This window comes from Ponticoccus sp. (in: a-proteobacteria), from assembly GCF_048381735.1.
Window position 1 is genome coordinate 220286 of record NZ_JBLXGL010000002.1, and the last position, 16034, is coordinate 236319.

At 68.5% G+C, this 16034-nt stretch carries 18 protein-coding genes; 9 read left to right on the forward strand and 9 right to left on the reverse strand.

Annotated elements, in window-relative coordinates; all coding sequences use genetic code 11:
* Positions 1-14: 14 nt before the first annotated feature.
* The 3 genes from ACN5KJ_RS05375 to pncA all read right to left on the reverse strand — a co-directional run bounded on the left by ACN5KJ_RS05375 (position 15) and on the right by pncA (position 3510).
* Positions 15-989, reverse strand: coding sequence for an ABC transporter substrate-binding protein (locus ACN5KJ_RS05375; RefSeq protein ID WP_418592453.1), 975 nt, complete (start codon positions 987-989; stop codon positions 15-17).
* A gap of 376 nt (positions 990-1365) precedes the next feature.
* Positions 1366-2655, reverse strand: a complete 1290-nt coding sequence (gene pncB, locus ACN5KJ_RS05380; protein WP_418592454.1) for a nicotinate phosphoribosyltransferase — start codon at positions 2653-2655, stop codon at positions 1366-1368.
* Positions 2656-2916: 261 nt separating this feature from the next.
* Entirely contained in the window at positions 2917-3510 is a 594-nt protein-coding gene (pncA, locus tag ACN5KJ_RS05385) for a bifunctional nicotinamidase/pyrazinamidase (RefSeq protein ID WP_347166244.1), read from the reverse strand.
* Between the two features lie 105 nt (positions 3511-3615).
* Between pncA and ACN5KJ_RS05390 the strand changes: the two genes are divergently transcribed.
* Both ACN5KJ_RS05390 and ACN5KJ_RS05395 read left to right on the forward strand, forming a co-directional pair.
* Positions 3616-4857, forward strand: coding sequence for an Hsp70 family protein (locus ACN5KJ_RS05390; RefSeq protein WP_418592456.1), 1242 nt, complete (start codon positions 3616-3618; stop codon positions 4855-4857).
* 15 nt (positions 4858-4872) lie between these two features.
* Entirely contained in the window at positions 4873-5790 is a 918-nt protein-coding gene (locus ACN5KJ_RS05395) for a rhodanese-related sulfurtransferase (protein ID WP_418592458.1), read from the forward strand.
* A gap of 132 nt (positions 5791-5922) precedes the next feature.
* Here the strand turns inward: ACN5KJ_RS05395 and ACN5KJ_RS05400 are convergent, their stop codons facing one another.
* On the reverse strand, positions 5923-7140 hold the full coding sequence (locus ACN5KJ_RS05400) for an MFS transporter (RefSeq protein ID WP_418592460.1): 1218 nt from the start codon (positions 7138-7140) through the stop codon (positions 5923-5925).
* 64 nt (positions 7141-7204) lie between these two features.
* On the opposite strand from ACN5KJ_RS05400, the gene ACN5KJ_RS05405 reads away from it, so the two are divergent.
* A complete protein-coding gene (locus ACN5KJ_RS05405; protein ID WP_418592462.1) occupies positions 7205-8158 on the forward strand; it encodes an aldose epimerase family protein in 954 nt (317 codons plus the stop codon).
* Between the two features lie 39 nt (positions 8159-8197).
* On the opposite strand, the gene fliP is transcribed toward ACN5KJ_RS05405, so the two are convergent.
* Genes fliP through fliF form a run of 4 tightly spaced genes read right to left on the reverse strand, consistent with a single transcriptional unit; the run spans position 8198 to position 11425 of the window.
* Positions 8198-8932, reverse strand: coding sequence for a flagellar type III secretion system pore protein FliP (fliP, locus tag ACN5KJ_RS05410; RefSeq protein WP_418592463.1), 735 nt, complete (start codon positions 8930-8932; stop codon positions 8198-8200).
* Between the two features lie 3 nt (positions 8933-8935).
* A complete protein-coding gene (locus ACN5KJ_RS05415; RefSeq protein WP_418592464.1) occupies positions 8936-9220 on the reverse strand; it encodes a FliM/FliN family flagellar motor switch protein in 285 nt (94 codons plus the stop codon).
* On the reverse strand, positions 9213-9824 hold the full coding sequence (locus ACN5KJ_RS05420) for an ABC transporter ATP-binding protein (RefSeq protein WP_418592466.1): 612 nt from the start codon (positions 9822-9824) through the stop codon (positions 9213-9215). The genes ACN5KJ_RS05415 and ACN5KJ_RS05420 overlap by 8 nt, the downstream gene beginning before the upstream one ends.
* Positions 9821-11425 carry a flagellar basal-body MS-ring/collar protein FliF gene (gene fliF / locus ACN5KJ_RS05425; protein WP_418592468.1) on the reverse strand — a complete coding sequence of 535 codons (1605 nt, stop codon included), beginning with the start codon at positions 11423-11425 and terminating at the stop codon, positions 9821-9823. Before fliF ends, ACN5KJ_RS05420 begins: the two co-directional genes overlap by 4 nt.
* Positions 11426-11541: 116 nt before the next feature.
* On the opposite strand from fliF, the gene ACN5KJ_RS05430 reads away from it, so the two are divergent.
* From ACN5KJ_RS05430 to ACN5KJ_RS05455, 6 genes are all read left to right on the forward strand, one after another.
* Positions 11542-12045, forward strand: a complete 504-nt coding sequence (locus ACN5KJ_RS05430; protein ID WP_418592470.1) for a flagellar basal body-associated FliL family protein — start codon at positions 11542-11544, stop codon at positions 12043-12045.
* A gap of 11 nt (positions 12046-12056) precedes the next feature.
* On the forward strand, positions 12057-12404 hold the full coding sequence (locus ACN5KJ_RS05435) for a hypothetical protein (protein ID WP_418592472.1): 348 nt from the start codon (positions 12057-12059) through the stop codon (positions 12402-12404).
* 10 nt (positions 12405-12414) lie between these two features.
* Complete coding sequence (locus ACN5KJ_RS05440; protein ID WP_418592474.1) at positions 12415-13092, forward strand: MotE family protein; 678 nt, start codon at positions 12415-12417, stop codon at positions 13090-13092.
* 267 nt (positions 13093-13359) lie between these two features.
* On the forward strand, positions 13360-13908 hold the full coding sequence (locus tag ACN5KJ_RS05445; protein WP_347166254.1) for a L,D-transpeptidase: 549 nt from the start codon (positions 13360-13362) through the stop codon (positions 13906-13908).
* Positions 13905-15074, forward strand: a complete 1170-nt coding sequence (locus ACN5KJ_RS05450; RefSeq protein WP_418592476.1) for a geranylgeranyl reductase family protein — start codon at positions 13905-13907, stop codon at positions 15072-15074. The genes ACN5KJ_RS05445 and ACN5KJ_RS05450 overlap by 4 nt, the downstream gene beginning before the upstream one ends.
* Positions 15075-15154: 80 nt before the next feature.
* Positions 15155-15361, forward strand: a complete 207-nt coding sequence (locus ACN5KJ_RS05455) for a hypothetical protein (RefSeq protein WP_347166256.1) — start codon at positions 15155-15157, stop codon at positions 15359-15361.
* On the opposite strand, the gene ACN5KJ_RS05460 is transcribed toward ACN5KJ_RS05455, so the two are convergent.
* The gene (locus tag ACN5KJ_RS05460) at positions 15353-16024 is read right to left on the reverse strand and encodes an arylesterase (RefSeq protein ID WP_418592477.1); all 672 of its coding nucleotides are present in this window, start codon (positions 16022-16024) and stop codon (positions 15353-15355) included. The two genes, ACN5KJ_RS05455 and ACN5KJ_RS05460, sit on opposite strands and share 9 nt — an antisense overlap.
* Between the last annotated feature and the right edge of the window lie 10 nt (positions 16025-16034).

Below are 16034 nucleotides of genomic sequence, written 5' to 3' on the forward strand. Positions count from 1 at the left end.
CGATCCTTCTGCCGTTATTCCACGTCGGCGAAGAGGCCGCCGGGGATCTCGGTGGCCGCGCCCACCAGCGCCTCGCCGCCCAACGCGTTCATCAGCGCCAGCATCTTGTTGGCGCCCTCGATGTCAACCGGCCCGCGCGCCGGGATGCCCGCGATCCAGTCGGCCTTCAGCGCCTCGAACTGCGCGTCGGTGTTCGCGTTCATCATCGGGCGGATCGCCTCCCATGCCGCATCGTCCTTGGCGAGCATGTCCTTGGCCGCGCGGCTGGCCTCGTAGAAGGCCTGCGCCAGACCGGGGGTCTCGTTCAGGAAGCCCTGCTTGAAGTAGTAGCCCAGAAGCGGCGTGTCGGTGTTCAGGCCCAGCGCGGTGGCCGCCTCTGCGACGGAGATCACCTCGACCATGCCCAACGCCTTCATCTTGGCGAGGAAGTGCCAGAAGTTGATGGCACCGTTCAGCTCGCCCGACAGGCCGGACTTGAAGATCAGCGGCGGCGCGCCGAAGACCTGCTCGGTCTCGGCGGCGAGGTCCATGCCGTACTCCTGCTGCGCATAGGCGCGCAGGATCAGCCACGACTTGTCCAGCGGGCCGCCCGCGATGCCCACCTTGCCCCCGGCCAGATCCTTCAGCGTCTCGACGCCGCTGCCCGCCGGCGCCAGAAGGCCGCCCACGGCCCTGGAATAGGGGATGAAGGTGTAATCCTTGCCGCCCGCGGTCTGGCGCGCGACCCAGATCCAGTCGGCCACGGCCATGTCGGCCTCGCCGCCCTCGACGGCAACGCGGGTGGCGCCGTTGTCGGCATAGGGCTGCATCTCCAGCGTGAAGCCGTGTTTCTCGTCCAACCCGTTCCGGATGATGGTTTCCAGCTCCCAGTTGACGGTGCCGATCTTCAGCGTCGCGGCGCGGACCACCGGCAGATCCTGCGCGGCGACGGGCAAGGCCAGCGTCACCACCAGCGCGGCGGCCCCGAGGCGCTTGATGAAATCGGGCATCTCTGTCCTTCCCTTCGACAGCCGGACGCCCGCATTCCCCGGCCCCGTATCACTTTGATCGCAGGCCGGGGCATGACGGCCCGGCCTTTTTGGTGCAGCCGGTCCGGTCACCTAGACATCCGGCGTGGCGGCCCGCCTTGCAGCGGGTCTTGTCCGATAGGCCGAATGGCCCGGCATTCCTCCCGACGCCGTCCGGCGCGGCCCCGGTAACCAAAAACGTCGGCATCGCCATGCCGGAATCAAGGGCCTGCGGGCAGCCCCCTATCGCCGCCCTCTGCCCGGACCGGCGCCGCAGGGGCGATGACGGGACGGGCACGGTCAGCCGCAGGCACAAGACCCGGGCCGTCGCGCGCATGAAGCGCCGCCTGCGCCCGGCCTAGACCACGACCTCCATCGCGTCCTGCTGGCCGACGTCGAACACACGCTTGTAACGCTCGATCTCTTCCGCCGGGCCCATCGCCTTGTTCGGGTTGTCGGACAGCTTCACCGTCGGGCGGCCATCGGCGCTGACCGCCTTGCAGACAAGGCTGAAGGGCGCCAGCCGGTCGCCGGGGGTCAGGCCCCGGAAATCATTGGTCAGAAGCGTGCCCCAGCCAAAGGATATCCGCACCCGCCCGGCGAACTGGGCGTAAAGTTCAAGGATCTTCTCCTCGTCCAGCCCGTCCGAGAAGATGATCAGCTTGTCGCGCGGATCCTCGCCGCGCTCCTGCCACCAGCGGATCGCAACCTCAGCCCCGGTCGCGGGATCACCCGAGTCGATGCGGATGCCGGTCCAGCCCGCCAGCCAGTCCGGCGCGCGCTTCAGGAAGCCCTCGGTGCCATAGGTGTCGGGCAGGATCATCCGCAGGTTGCCCTCGTGCTCTTCGTGCCAGTCGGCGAGCACATCGTAGGGCGCGCGGGCCAGCGCCGCGTCGCCATCGGCCAGCGCGGCATAGACCATGGGCAGCTCGTGCGCATTGGTGCCGATCGCCTCCAGATCGCGGTTCTTGGCGATCAGGCAGTTGGAGGTGCCGACGAACCTGGGGCCAAGCCCCTCCAGCATGGCCTGCACACACCAGTCCTGCCAGAGGAACGAGTGCCGCCGCCGGGTGCCGAAATCGGCGATGCGCAATTCGGGAACGGTGCGCAGGCGCTCGACCTTTTCCCACAGCTTGGTCATGGCGCGGGCGTAAAGCACCTGAAGCTCGAAGCGCGCCATGTCGTGCAGGACGGCGCGCCCGCGCAGTTCCATCAGCACCGCAAGCGCCGGGATCTCCCACATCATGACCTCGGGCCAGTTGCCCTCGAAGGTCAGCTCGTACTGGTCGCCCACGCGCTCCAGATGGTAGGCGGGCAGGCGCAGCCCCTCGAACCACTCCATGAAGTCGGGGCGGAACATCTGGCGCTTGCCATAGAAGGTATTGCCGCGCAGCCATGTGCTTTCGCCGCGCGACAGCGACAGGGACCGGATGTGGTCCAGCTGCTCGCGCAGCTCGCCCTCGTCGATCAGCTTGGCCAGCGGCACCGACTGCGTCCGGTTGATCAGCGAAAAGGTCACCTGCGTGTCGCGACGGTTGCGGAAGACCGACTGGCACATCAGCAGCTTGTAGAAATCGGTGTCGATCAGCGACCTGACGATCGGGTCGATCTTCCACTTGTGGTTCCAGACTCGCGTGGCGATGTCCATGGCACGTCCCCCTCATCCTGCCTTGGGGGTGATACGCCATTGCTTCCGGGAGGGAAAAGCGTTTTCTCCCGGTGCTCCGGGCGGACCGGTGCGGCCCGCAGACCCGCCCGGCGCGCAGCGCACCGTCGCGGCATGGTGCCTTGGCGCGGAACCCGGCGCTGACCGCCCGCGCCACAAGGAAACAGACCGGAACCCAACGGCGCACCAGGTCGCATCGGGGCGCGCCGCGCCCCTGCCCGGCCGGCCCGCAGCGCAAAGCCCCTAGGTCAGGGTGACGCCCGCCTCCTGCATCGCGGCCAGCGAGGCGGCGAGCGATCCGTCGAGGTCGATGGCCCGGCACAGCTCGCGCCGCACCGTGACACCAAAGCCCAGCCGCGCCGCGTCGATGGCGCTGAAGCCCACGCAGAAATCCGTCGCCAGCCCGACCATGACAAGGCTCTCGATCCCGCGCGTGCGCAGGTAGCCTTCCAGCCCGGTGGGGGTCTGGCGGTCGTTCTCGAAGAAGGCGGAATAGCTGTCGATAGCGGGGCGAAAGCCCTTGCGGACGATCATGTCGGCGCGGTCCACCTCCAGCGCCATGTGGAACCCGGCGCCGGGGCTGCCCTGCACGCAGTGGTCCGGCCACAGGACCTGCGTACCATAGGGCATCTCGACCGTCTCGAAGGGGGCCTTGCCCGCGTGGTGCGACGCGAAAGAGGAATGCCCCGCCGGGTGCCAGTCCTGCGTCAGCACGACGGCCTCGAAATCCGCCATCAGGGCATTGATCGGCTGGACGATCTCGTCCCCGCCAGCGACCGCCAGCGCGCCGCCGGGGCAAAAGTCGTTCTGCACGTCGATGACGATCAGCGCCTGCATGGCAGTCCTCCGTTTGCTTGCGCCCACCCTAGGGGCGCCGAAAGGGAATTGCCATGGCCGCCGCGCCGGTCTATCCCCCGCCCCTTTCTCTCGGGAGGCATTGTGATGGCACGCATAGGACTGGACTTCGGCACCTCGAACACCGCCGCCGGGGTCATGGCGGGCGGACGCCCCTACGCGATCCCGCTGGAGCCGGGCGCCCAGACGCTGCCCACCGCCGTCTTCATCGACTACGCCGAGCGCCGCTATGTCTACGGCAGCGCCGCCGCCCGGGCCATGCGCGACGGACAAGAGGGCCGCTTCATGCGCGCGCTGAAGTCGATCCTCGGCACCCCGCTGGCCCGCGAACCGCGCCGCCTGCTGAACGAGCGCGTGACGCTGATCGAGGTGATCGCGCGCTTCCTCACCGAGATCCGGCAAAGGGCCGAGGCGCATACCGGCATGCGCTTCGACACGGCGCTCTCGGGCCGCCCGGTGCGCTTCCACTCCGCCTCCGCAGAGCGGCACGCACAGGCGCTGGAGGACCTGCGCGAGGCCTACCTGATGGCGGGGTTCAAGGCCGTCGACTTCCTGCCCGAACCCGAGGCCGCCGCGCTGGCCGTCGACGGCGCGGGCCGCATGCTGATCGTCGACATCGGCGGCGGCACCTCGGACTTCACCCTCTGCGACCGCGCGGGCGACCGGACAGAGGTGCTGGCCAGCACCGGCCTGCGCCTTGGCGGCACCGACTTCGACAAGGCGCTGTCGCTGGCCCATGCCATGCCGCTTCTGGGCTACGAATCCGAGATCGGCGCCGAACTGGGCAGCCGCACCCACACCGCGCCCCGCGCGCTGTTCCAGGACCTCGCCTCGTGGGAGAAGATCCCCTTCGTCTACGATGCCGCGCTCTTGCGCGAGGTGCAGCGCTGGGTCCGGCTGGCGCCCGATCCCGAGCCTTTCGAACGGCTGGCCGAGGTGCTGGAAAGCCACCTTGGCCATGACATCGCCTATGCGGTCGAGGCCGGCAAGATAGAGGCCAACGGCGCGCCGCAGGGCCTGATCCGCCTGACAGAGGTCGAACGCGGCCTGTCCGTCCCGCTGACGCAGGCCGCGCTGGCCGGGGCCACGCAGGGCTTTGCCGAGCAGATCGCGGCGACCGCGCTCGACTGTATCGCCGAGGCGGGCGTGGCGCCGGGCACCGTCACCCAATGCGTCTTCGTCGGCGGCTCCAGCCTGCTGGCGCCGGTCCGCGCCGCCATGGCCGGCGCCCTGCCCGAAGCCCTGCCGGTGGACACCGAGGTCTTCACCGCCGTCGTGAACGGCCTTGCCATTGCGGCAGAAAGACCTGTTGAGACCGCAGGCGCCTAGGCCTATCGAAAACCCATGTTCACCGTCTGCGCCCTCTACCACTTCACCCGATTCGAGGATCCGGAGGCCCTGCGCCAGCCGCTGATCGACCTCTGCACGGCGGAACGCATCACCGGCACGCTGCTTCTGGCGGGCGAAGGCATCAACGGCACCGTCGCCGGGCCGCGCGCGGGCATCGACCGGCTCCTGGCGCAGATCCGCACCCTGCCCGGCTGCGCCGACCTCGAATGGAAGCTCTCGACCGCCACGGACCGCCCCTTCGCCCGCCTCAAGGTGCGGCTGAAGCGCGAGATCGTGACCATGGGCCAGCCCGACGTCGATCCGACGGCGCGCACCGGCCACTACGTCGAACCCGCCGACTGGAACGCGCTGATCCGCAGCCCCGACGTCGCCGTGATCGACACCCGCAACGATTACGAGGTCGCCATCGGCACCTTCGAAGGCGCCGTCGACCCGAAGACCGACAGCTTCCGCGACTTCCCCGCCTGGTGGGAGGCCAACAAGCACCGCTTCCACAACAAGCGCATCGCGATGTTCTGCACCGGCGGCATCCGCTGCGAGAAATCCACCAACTGGCTGATCGGACAGGGCGTCGAAGAGGTCTACCACCTCAGGGGCGGCATCCTGAAATACCTCGAGGAAATCCCCGAGGCCGACAGCACTTGGCAGGGCGACTGCTTCGTCTTCGACGGGCGCGTCTCGGTCGGCCACGGGCTCGTCGAGGGGCCGCACGACCTGTGTCACGCCTGCCGCCGCCCGATCCTGCCCGGGGACCGCGCCCGCCCGGAATACGAAGACGGCGTCTCCTGCCACCTCTGCGCCGGGGAAACCTCCGCCGAGGACAAGGCCCGCTTCCGCGAGCGGCAGAAACAGATCGCCCTCGCCCGCGCACGCGGCGAACGCCACCTGCATGCGGATGTCGAGGACGACTGAGGCCCGGGCCTCCTCCTCGCGCCACGCCTTCGCAACGGTCCGCTCACCGCGGGGGCCGCGTCACAGCCCCCTTCCGGTTTCTTCTTGGCCAAAATACCCTCGGGGGGCCGAAGGCGGGGGCAGCGCCCCCTCTTACGCCGCCACCATGCCCCGCGCCCGGCTGCCGCGCGTCAGGATCACCACCATGATCGCGATGTTCAGCCCGTTCCACACGATCCCGTTGATGAAGGCCCATTGGTAGCTGCCCGTCCAGTCGTAGATCGCGCCGGACATCCAGCCGCCCAGGGCCATGCCCACGATGGTCATCATCATAACGAAACCGACCCGCGCGCCGGCCTCCCGCGCGGGCAGGTACTCGCGCACGATCACCGCATAGCTCGGCACGATGCCGCCCTGGCTCAGGCCGAAGATCAGGCTGACCACATAGAGGCTCACCAGCCCCCCGGCGGGCAGGTAGAGGAACAGCGCAAGGCATTGCAGGGCAGAGCCGATCAGCAGCGTGCGCACCCCTCCAAGCCGATCCGCCAGCACCCCCGAGACCAGCCGCGACACGACACCGCCCAGCAGCATCAGCGACAGCATCTCGGCGCCCACCGCCGCGCCAAAGCCCAGGTCGACGCAAAGCGCCACGATATGCACCTGCGGCATCGACATGGCGACGCAGCAGGCCACCCCGGCCAGCCCCAGCATCCATTGCAACTGGCGCGGGCTGAAGCCGGTGGCGCGGGCGCGGCTGAGCGAGGCCGCCTCGGCCTGTGCCAGCGCCTCTTCCGGCACCCGCCGCCGCAGCAGCTGCGCCAGCGGCAGCACGATCACCACGGTCAGCACCGCCAGGATCAGGTAGATCATGCGCCAGTCCGCATCGGCGGCCAGCCAGCCCAGCAGCACCGGCCAAAGCGCCCCCGACAGGTAGTTGCCCGAGGCCGCGATGCCCACGGCGATGCCGCGCCGCCGCTGGAACCACTGGCTGACATCCGCGATCAGCGGCCCGAAGCTTGCCGCCGTGCCGAAACCCACGACCAGCTGCACCAGCGCCAGCACCGCGATCGAGGGCGACAGCGCCGCCAGCCCGTAGCCCGCCGCGCTGAGCACCGCCGCCCCGCAAAGCGCGGCGGTCACGCCGTAGCGGTCGACCGCCCGGCCGATGACCATATTGCCCAGCGCGAATCCCAGCATGGTGGTGACATAGGGCAGCGAGGCCTCCGCCCGGCCAGAGCCGAACTCTGCCTGTACCTCCGGCATGATGACGATGATGGCCCACATTCCGACATTGCCCATGACCGCGATCAGCACGGTCATGCCAAGACGGAGCCAGCTGTACCGGCTGTCGAAGAGAGAATCGCTTTTCATGGCCGCAAGCTAGGCCCGGACGCGCCGCTCTGGTAGGTCGAATCCGACCGGAGGAGGAAAGACGATGTCCGATGCGATCAGGCGCCATGTCCTGCGCGATGGCCAGACCGAAGTGACGGTCCTGTCGCTGGGCTGCTGCGTGCAGGACTGGCAGGTCGCCGGACGGCGTGTCGTGCTGGGCTATGCCGACCCCGAGGATTACCGTGCGAACCCGAAATCCATGGGCATGACCGTGGGTCGCGTCGCCAACCGCATCTCTGGCGGGCGCTTCACGCTGGACGGCCGGACCTGGGATCTGCCGCGCAACAGCGGGCCGAACACGATCCACGGCGGCCCCGACGGTTTCGGCAAGCGTCTCTGGCGGATGCAGCCCGAGGGTCCGCGCGCCGTCACCCTGCACCTGGCCTCGCCGCATCTGGATCAGGGCTTTCCCGGCGCGCTCGAGGTCTCTGTGCGCCTGACGCTGGACGGCGCCGCCCTCACCTGGGAGATGCTGGCCCGCCCGGATCGCCCGACGCCGGTGAACCTGTGCCAGCACCTCTATTTCAACCTCGCCGGACGGGGCGACATCCGCGACCACCGTTTCCACATCGCCGCAGAGCGCTATACCCCGACCGACGCCGCAACCCTGCCGACCGGAGAGATCCTGCCGGTCGCGGGCACGCGCTACGACTTCCGCGCACCGCAGCGGCTGGCCGAGATCGACCCCGGGCGGGCGGGCTACGACCTGAACTTCGCCCTCGACGGGGGCGCCGGTCCGGCGGCCACGGCGGACAGCCCGGACGGCATGCGGCTGCGGCTGTGGACCGACCGGCCCGGGCTGCAATTCTACACCGGCGCCCATCTGACGCCCCACGGCACGCCCTGGCCCGGTGTGGATCACGCCGCCTTCGGCGGCTTCTGCATGGAGGCGCAGGATTTCCCGGACGCGGTCAACCGGCCCGGTTTTCCCCCGACGCTCTGCACGCCCGACCACCCCTACCGGCAGCGCACCACCATCGAGATCGCGCCGACCTGATCCGGCGGGCAGAGGGCCCGCGCGGCCCGGCGGGCGTGCCTAGAAATAGCCCCGCACGAGGCTTCCGGCCAACAGCGCCCAGCCATCGGCGATCACGAAGAAGGCAAGTTTGAACGGCAGCGAAACGATGGCTGGCGGCACCATCATCATGCCCATCGACATCAGCACGGCGGCCACGACAAGGTCGATGATCAGGAAGGGCAGGAAGATCAGGAAGCCAACCTGAAAGGCCCGCGCGATTTCCGACAGCATGAAGCTGGGAACGAGAATCGACAGCGGCGCCCCGGGTTCCAGCAGCCGTCCGGCTGCATCGGGCCTCAGATCCGCCATGGCCCGGAAGGTATCGGGATCGACCCGGCCCGCCATGAAGACGCGGAACGGCGCCAGCGTGTTCTGCGCCGCCTCTTCGACCGCGATCTCTTCGTTCAGAAGCGGTTCTATGCCGGTCTCCCAGGCCTCGGTGACGACCGGCTCCATGACGAAATAGGTCAGGAACAGCGCAAGGCTGACGATCAGCATGTTGGGCGGCGATTGCTGAAGCCCCACCGCCTGCCGCAGGATCGCCAGAACCGTGACCATGAAGGGAAAGCAGGTCACCATGATCGCGATGCCGGGCGCCAGGCTCAGCAGCGTGATCAGGACGATCAGCTGAACCGAGGTCGCGGCGACAGAGCCGCCCTCGCCAAGGTCGATGGCAATCGACTGGGCCATGGCCGCATCGGGCAGCAGCAGAAGCCCCGCGGCGGCCAGCAGGGCAGCGGGCGGGCGGCGCATGGATCAGGCCGGGGTCTGCAGATCGACGACCTCGGTCAGGCGCACGGCAAGCTGGCCCGCGCCGTCGCCCTCCATCACCTCCAGCACGCCGATCCCGATCAGCTTGTCGCCGACGAAAAGCTCCACCGGGTCGTCGAGCTGCTTGTCGAGCGTCAGGACCGACCCCTCGTTCAGTTGCAGCAACTCGCGCACCAGCGGACGCGCCCGCCCGACAGAGACGGTGATCTCGATCGGGACATTGGTGAAGGGCGTGCTGGCCTCTTGCGGCCGGCCTTGGGCGTTATCCATGGGCGATCCTCCTCTGATTGTCGTGGGTGAAGCCTTCGACCGCCTCGGTGACCGATGCGATCAACTCTCCAAGGTCGATCTGCCGCTCGGTCTCGCCAAAGCGGATATCGGCCTGGTCCTCGTTCAGCGTTGCGTCCGCCGCCAGCGTGATCGGAAAGCCGAAGTCCTGTTGCAGAAGGCCCTGCACCGCCTCGACCCGCGCGGGCGCAACGGCGATGACCACGTCAAGCGCGCCGATTTCCTGCGTCAGGGCATCCAGCTGGTCCGCGATATGCTGCGACAGCGTGGCCCGCGCGATCTGCGGCAGCACGGTTCCCGCCATCTCGTTGAGGATCGGGGCCACGGCGCTCATGACCTGGCTGTAGGCCTCGTGATAGGTGAAGGACAGATCCTGCAAATGCTGGCCGAAGGCGCTGGAAATCCGGGTCCGGTCATCGGACTGCGCCTTCACCGCGTCGTCCCACCCGGCCTTGTAGCCCTTTTCGAAGGCCTCCAGCTTTGCCCCCTCGATCTCGGCCTCGCCGATCCTGGGCGCCTCGGGTTCGACGGCGCCGCCTGACCCCGGGCTTGCGAAGTCCTCCAGCAGGGTGGCAAGCAGGCTCATGCCGCGTTCTCCCGGTCATCCTCGAGCCAGCTGCGCAGGATTTCGACGGTTTCGGATTTGCGTTCCTCGATGAGGCCGCGCAGGCGATCCACCGGGTCCTCCTCTGCCGGGGTGTCGAAATCGACCATGCCCATGCCGCCGAAGTCCGGGCCGTCACCCATCACCGGCAGGTCGCCCAGACCGCCGACCGGGTCGATCTCGCCGTCGAGGGCCGCGCCGGCCTCTTCTTCGGGCGCCGGAAGGGCCCCGGCCACGGCGGCCTCGCCGCGCGACAGGATCGGGCGCAGGACAAAAAGCCCGAGGATCAGCGCGACGATGGCCAGAACGCCCATCTGGATCAACCGCATGGTGTCGATGGCCCCGGCGAACAGGCCGGGCTCTGCCGGGCCGGTGCCCAGCCCCTCGGGCCGGTCGAAGGGCAGCGAGCGCAGGGTGATCCGGTCGCCGCGCGCCTCCTCGAAACCGACCGCCGAGGCGACGAGCTCGCGCAGGGCCGAAAGCTCTTCTTCCGGCAGCGGCACGAAGGTCTGCGTGCCGTCGGCGCCGGTCTCATAGCTGCCGTTCACCAGCACCGCGACGGTCAGGCGCCGGATCGCGCCCGGCTGGCGCTTGATCTCGCGCGTGGTTTCGGACACCTCGTAATTGATCCGCTCGCGCGTTTCGGCCTTCTGCGAGGACGAGCTTTCCGGTCCACCCGCCGCGCCGTCGGGCAGGTTCGAGGCCACGGTGACATCGCCGCCGCCGGTGTTTTCCGCGCGGTCGGTCAGCTCCTCGGTATCGGTGGAAATGACCACGCGGTTTTCCGGGTCGAAGCTGCGCTCGCGAATCAGCTCGCTGTCGGTGACCTGGTCGACGCTGACCTCGACCACCGCGTTGCCGGCGCCGACCCGCGCCTCCATCAGGCGCTGGACACGGTCGCGCAGCTGCGCCGCCTTGTCCTCGGCGGTGATGCCGCCGCCGTTTTCGTCCTCGGCACCGATCAGCCCGCCCTTGCCGTCGATCACGGCCACGGCCTCTGGCGTCATGCCGGGCACGGCGGAGGCCACGAGGAACTTCAGCGCCCGCGCCTGCTGTACCGACAGGACGCCGCCGGTCGTGGTTACCGAGATCGAGGCAGAGGGCGTGATGTCGCGCTGGAAGGGATTCGCAGAGCTGTTGGCAATGTGGACCCGGGCGCTGGCGATCTGCGGGTTCGACACGATGGTGCGCGCCAGCTCGCCCTCTTTCGCGCGCCAGTAGGCGGCGTCGAACATCTGCGAGGTGGTGCCGAAGCCCGACAGCGTGTCGAGCAGTTCGTAGCCCTGCCCGTTGTTGGCGGGCAGCCCCTCGCTGGCGAGGGTCAGGCGCAGGGCATCGCGGTCCGAATCGGGGACGAAAATGGCCCCGCCGCGCACGTCATAGGCGATGCCGCGCGCCTCCAGCGCCTTCACCACCTCGCCCGCCGCCTCGTTTTCCAGCCCCGCGTAAAGCAGCGCGAAATTCGGTGCCGAGGCAAGCCGCGACAACCCCAGCACGGCAAGCACCATGGCAAGCGTGGCACCGACAACGACCATTCTTTGGCGCCCGCCCAGGGCATTCCAGCTTTTCAGGATCTGGCTCAAGATCGACCTCCGCTCCAAACGTTCTGTTCGGTTGGGGGAAGATTGACCGATCCGACTTAACAATCAGTTAGCCCCTTTCGGCCTATAAGCGGACAGCACCGGACAAGAGGTGAAGAATGTCTGACACCACCGTCGACGAAGTGGCGCTGGCAGCGAAGAAGCCCTCCAGGCTGCCGCTGATCATCGGGATTGTGCTGGCTTTGGCCGGCGGCGGCGGCGGGTTCTTTGCCGTGCAGTCCGGGATGATCGGCGGCGGTTCCGGCGCGCATACGGAAGAAAAGCACCTGGCCGGGGACGTCCCCGACACCGCCCCGCTTCCGCAGGTCGCCTTCGTAGAAGTGCCGCAGATCACCGTGTCACTGGGGCCGCATTCGGATGTCGACCACCTGCGGTTCCGCGCAAGCCTTGAAGTGCCCGTCGCACATGAGGCCGAAGTGCAGGGCATTCTGCCGCGCGTGCAGGACGTGCTGAACAGCTACCTCCGCGCGCTGGAACCGGAAGACCTGCGGGCGCAGGGCGCGCTGGTGCGTCTGCGCGGGCAGATGCTGCGGCGGGTCAAGCTCGTCGCCGGAGAGGGTCGGGTGCGCGACCTTCTCGTCCTCGAATTTGTCCTGAACTGAAAGGAACGGGAATGGAAATGATTGCGGATATCCTGCTGGTGGCGGGCGCGCTTGGGGCCGGCTTCTACTGCTTCATCCTTGCGCGGCGGCTGACCCGGTTCACCGACCTGGAAAACGGGGTCGGCGGGGCGGTGGCCGTCCTGTCCGCGCAGGTCGACGATCTGACGAAGACCCTGCACGCGGCGCAGGCCACGGCGGGCGATTCGTCGAAATCTCTGCAGGATCTGACCGGCCGGGCCGAGGATGTGGCGCGGCGGCTGGAGCTGCTGGTTGCCTCGATGCACGACCTGCCGCAGGCCAATGGCGCGGCCCCGGCAGAGGGCGCGGACCCGGTCTTTGTCCGCCACTCCCGCAACTGAGGGCGCCGTCATGACCCGGAAACAGACCGCCCCGCCGCCCGGATCCGCCCCCAAGCCCCGGCGCCGCAAAGGGCGTGCGCGCGGCACGCTGGCCGCCGTCGGCAGCCTGCTTGTGGCCTCGGCCCTGCTGCGCACCGCCATCGGCGCCGGGGAGGCCCTCGCCAGGGAAGACCCGGCGCCGGGGCCCGGGATGCAGGCCGCGACCGCGCAGGACCCCGCGCCCATGGCACGGCAACACGCCGCGGCGGCCCCGCCAGGCGGCGCGCCGATACTGGCAGAGGCCGACCTCATGCCGCTCCTCGACTCGCTGAGGGCGCGAGAGGCGCGCATCCGCAAACGCGAAAGCGAGATCGACATCCGCATGCAGGCCCTTTCCGTCGCCGAGCAGGAAATCGACCGGAAGCTGGCGGCGCTAGAAGAGGCCGAGAAGGCCCTGCGCGCAACGCTCGCCCTCGCCCAGACCGCCGCAGAGGATGACCTGGCCCGCCTGACCGATGTCTATGCCAACATGAAGCCGAAGCAGGCCGCGGCGCTGTTCGAGCAGATGGACCCCGAGTTCGCGGCAGGCTTCCTGGGACGGATGAGGCCCAACGTGGCCGCCGCCATCATGGCGGGGATGAAGCCCGAAACCGCCTATCTCGTCAGCGTTATCGTCGCGGGGCGGAATGCCGAGGTGCCGAAGGAGTAGCTCTGTCCGGGACCGCGGCGCCGTCCCGCTTGCTTTGCGCCGCCTGTCGTGGCGCGGCGGGTGCATCCGCGCAACAGCCAGCCGAGACTCGCCGATGGCGGCGGGTCAATGCGGCCTTCGCACTGGTCAACCGGAAGGTCATGACATAGTCCTTTCCGTATATAAGCCCTGACGCTATCGTGAGATCGGGATTCCCGAACCCGGGATTGTCTTTCGACGTTACTCGTCCATGATACCTCTGCCTTCACTGCCAGAAAGAGTGCTGCCATGATCAATCGCCGTACCCTCCTCGCCGCCGCGGCAGCGACTGCCGCGATGCCCGCCCATGCCTTCGAGGTCGATCCGATCTTCCGGCCCCAGCGTGTGTCCATCAAGGGAGACGTTGCCCCGGGTCAGATCCTGATCCTGCCCGGCGCGCATTTCCTCTATTACATCGACCAGCCCGGGTCCGCGATGCGCTACGGCGTCGGCTTTGGCCGGGCCGGACAGGCGATCTCGGGCACCTATGTCATCGGCAGAAAGAAGGAATGGCCGACATGGCGCCCGACCAATGCCATGATCGAGCGTAATCCTGCGGCCTACGGGCGCTTCAAGGGCAATGACTACGTCCAGCCCGGCGGCCCGTCCAACCCGCTGGGCGCCCGCGCGCTGTACCTGTATCGGGACGGGCGTTACACTTTCGACGCCATCCACGGCACAACCGAGCCCCAGTCGATCGGGCGCTCTGTCTCGAACGGCTGTGTGCGGCTGGTCAACGACCATGTGCTGGACCTGTACCCGCGCGTGCCGGTGGGAACCAAAGTCACCGTTCTGTGACAGACCTGAACGGGCGCCGGGACTTCGATCTGATCGTTCGGGGTGCCGGCCCGGCAGGCGCCGCGGCCGCCATGACCGCGGCGAAACTCGGCCTGCGCGTGGCGCTTGTCGACCGCAAGCGCTTTCCCCGGGACAAACTCTGCGGTGGCGGGCTGACCGGGCGCGCCATGGCCCACCACCGGCGAATCTTTGGCGCCGACCACCCGGATGTCCCGATGGAGGTACGCCGGGATTTCGCCTTTCATGCCTTCGGGCAGGATCTGGGCATGACGCGGGACGCCCCGCCGATCCATCTGGCCATGCGCCGCGAGCTGGATCGCCACCTTGTCGACCGGGCGCTGGCCGCCGGGGCGGTGGATGTCACCGGCCATGCGCTTGACCTCGACCCGGGCGATCCCGCTGGCCCGGCACTGTTCAACGAAACGATGCGGCTGACGGCGCCGCTGCTGATCGCGGCGGACGGCGTCAACAGCCCCACGGCCAATGCCCTGTTCGGGCGGGCCTTCGACCGCGACCGGATCGGCTTTGCGCTGGAGATCGAGCACCCCGGCGCCGATCCCGCGCGTCCGTTGCGAATCGACTTCGGCGCGGCGGAATGGGGCTATGGCTGGCAGTTTCCGAAGACCAACGGAACCACCGTGGGCGTTGGCGGCATCATGGCCCGCAACCCCGACCTGAAACGCGCCATGAGGGCCTATATGGCGCGGCTCGACATCCCCGAAGGCGCCCGTGTGAAGGGCCAGTTCCTGCCCTTCGGCGGGTTCCGCAAACGGCCCGGGCAGGGGCGCGTGCTGCTGGCGGGGGATGCCGCCGGTCTGGTCGACCCGATCACCGGAGAGGGCATCGCCCATGCCCTTCACAGCGGCGAGCTTGCCGCGCAGGCCGCCGCCCAGGCGCTTGGCGCGGCTCACCCCGAGGCGGCGCTGGGGCGCTACACCACCGCCCTTCGCCCGATTCACAACGGCCTGACCCTGGCCCGCCTTCTGCGCACGATCATGTTCCGCCACGCCCTCAGGCCCGCCTTCATCCGAAGCTTTCGCGAATCACGCAGGCTGCGCGAAGAATACCTGCGCCTGCTGGCCGGAGAGACCGATTACGCCCCCTTGATGCGTAAAACAGCCCGGAGAATGCCGGGATTCGCCGCCCGCGCCCTATTTGGTCGTTGACCTTTGGGAACCTTTTCCTCTTAAAGTTGTTTAGATGACATTAGGCTCTCGCAGCTGTAGTGTCATAGCAGGAGGTGGAAATGGCAGCAGTGGCATATGTCTTCGGCAGTGTGGTGGCTTTCATGGCCAGCCTGATCGCTTTTGCCTTCACCGACGCAAGCTTCGGCACCTCGGCCCTGATCTACCTCGGCGGCTCGGTCCTGCTTGGCACCCTGATCGTGGTGCTGGGCAAGCTGCGCGGCCTTTTCGGTGCACGCCACGAGCCCGAGGCCCAGACCTCATTCTGAGGCCTGGGCGATCAAAGCCTCGACCTGCGGCCCCAGGGTTTCCACGATTCGGGCAACGCCGTCCTCGTTCGGGTGAATGCCGTCGGCCTGCATGAAGGCATCGAGATCGGCGGGCGCGGCCCCGTCCTCCATCAGACCGTCAAAGAAATTCCCCGCCAGCAGCGTGCCGTAGGATTCGGCAAGCTCGGGATAGATCGCCTCGAACGCCGCCTTGTAGTCGGGGCCGTAGTTGCCCGGCGCCTGCATGCCGACCAGCAGGACCTCCAGTTCCCTGGCCTGCGCGACCTTCAGGATACCCTCGATATTCCCGCGCGCCACGGCAGGGTCGATCCCGCGCAGCAGGTCGTTGCCGCCCAGCGTCACGATCATCGCGTCGATCTCGGGCGTCAGCGACCATTCGACCCGCGCCAGCCCGCCTGCGGTCGTATCGCCGGACACCCCGCCGTTGACGATGCGGACATCATGCCCGCGCGCGGCCAGCCAGGCCCGCAGCTGCGGCACGAATCCCTCGCTTTCCAGCAGTCCGTAGCCCTGCGTCAGGCTGTCGCCCAGCGCAAGGATATGGACCTGCTCTGCCGTCGCGGGCTGTCCCCACGCAAGCGTGACCGCAAGCGCCGCCTTGCTGGCCAGCGCCCCGGCCCCATATCTGACCCGTAGCCTCATGACCGGACCC

Excerpts from the sequence above, each read along its gene's own strand:
- ACN5KJ_RS05375 (WP_418592453.1), bottom strand. The coding sequence starts at position 989 with ATGCCCGATTTCATCAAGCGCCTCGGGGCCGCCGCGCTGGTGGTGACG.
- pncB (WP_418592454.1), bottom strand. The coding sequence starts at position 2,655 with ATGGACATCGCCACGCGAGTCTGGAACCACAAGTGGAAGATCGACCCG.
- pncA (WP_347166244.1), bottom strand. The coding sequence starts at position 3,510 with ATGCAGGCGCTGATCGTCATCGACGTGCAGAACGACTTTTGCCCCGGC.
- ACN5KJ_RS05390 (WP_418592456.1), top strand. The coding sequence starts at position 3,616 with ATGGCACGCATAGGACTGGACTTCGGCACCTCGAACACCGCCGCCGGG.
- ACN5KJ_RS05395 (WP_418592458.1), top strand. The coding sequence starts at position 4,873 with ATGTTCACCGTCTGCGCCCTCTACCACTTCACCCGATTCGAGGATCCG.
- ACN5KJ_RS05400 (WP_418592460.1), bottom strand. The coding sequence starts at position 7,140 with ATGAAAAGCGATTCTCTCTTCGACAGCCGGTACAGCTGGCTCCGTCTT.
- ACN5KJ_RS05405 (WP_418592462.1), top strand. The coding sequence starts at position 7,205 with ATGTCCGATGCGATCAGGCGCCATGTCCTGCGCGATGGCCAGACCGAA.
- fliP (WP_418592463.1), bottom strand. The coding sequence starts at position 8,932 with ATGCGCCGCCCGCCCGCTGCCCTGCTGGCCGCCGCGGGGCTTCTGCTG.
- ACN5KJ_RS05415 (WP_418592464.1), bottom strand. The coding sequence starts at position 9,220 with ATGGATAACGCCCAAGGCCGGCCGCAAGAGGCCAGCACGCCCTTCACC.
- ACN5KJ_RS05420 (WP_418592466.1), bottom strand. The coding sequence starts at position 9,824 with ATGAGCCTGCTTGCCACCCTGCTGGAGGACTTCGCAAGCCCGGGGTCA.
- ACN5KJ_RS05430 (WP_418592470.1), top strand. The coding sequence starts at position 11,542 with ATGTCTGACACCACCGTCGACGAAGTGGCGCTGGCAGCGAAGAAGCCC.
- ACN5KJ_RS05435 (WP_418592472.1), top strand. The coding sequence starts at position 12,057 with ATGGAAATGATTGCGGATATCCTGCTGGTGGCGGGCGCGCTTGGGGCC.
- ACN5KJ_RS05440 (WP_418592474.1), top strand. The coding sequence starts at position 12,415 with ATGACCCGGAAACAGACCGCCCCGCCGCCCGGATCCGCCCCCAAGCCC.
- ACN5KJ_RS05445 (WP_347166254.1), top strand. The coding sequence starts at position 13,360 with ATGATCAATCGCCGTACCCTCCTCGCCGCCGCGGCAGCGACTGCCGCG.
- ACN5KJ_RS05455 (WP_347166256.1), top strand. The coding sequence starts at position 15,155 with ATGGCAGCAGTGGCATATGTCTTCGGCAGTGTGGTGGCTTTCATGGCC.
- ACN5KJ_RS05460 (WP_418592477.1), bottom strand. The coding sequence starts at position 16,024 with ATGAGGCTACGGGTCAGATATGGGGCCGGGGCGCTGGCCAGCAAGGCG.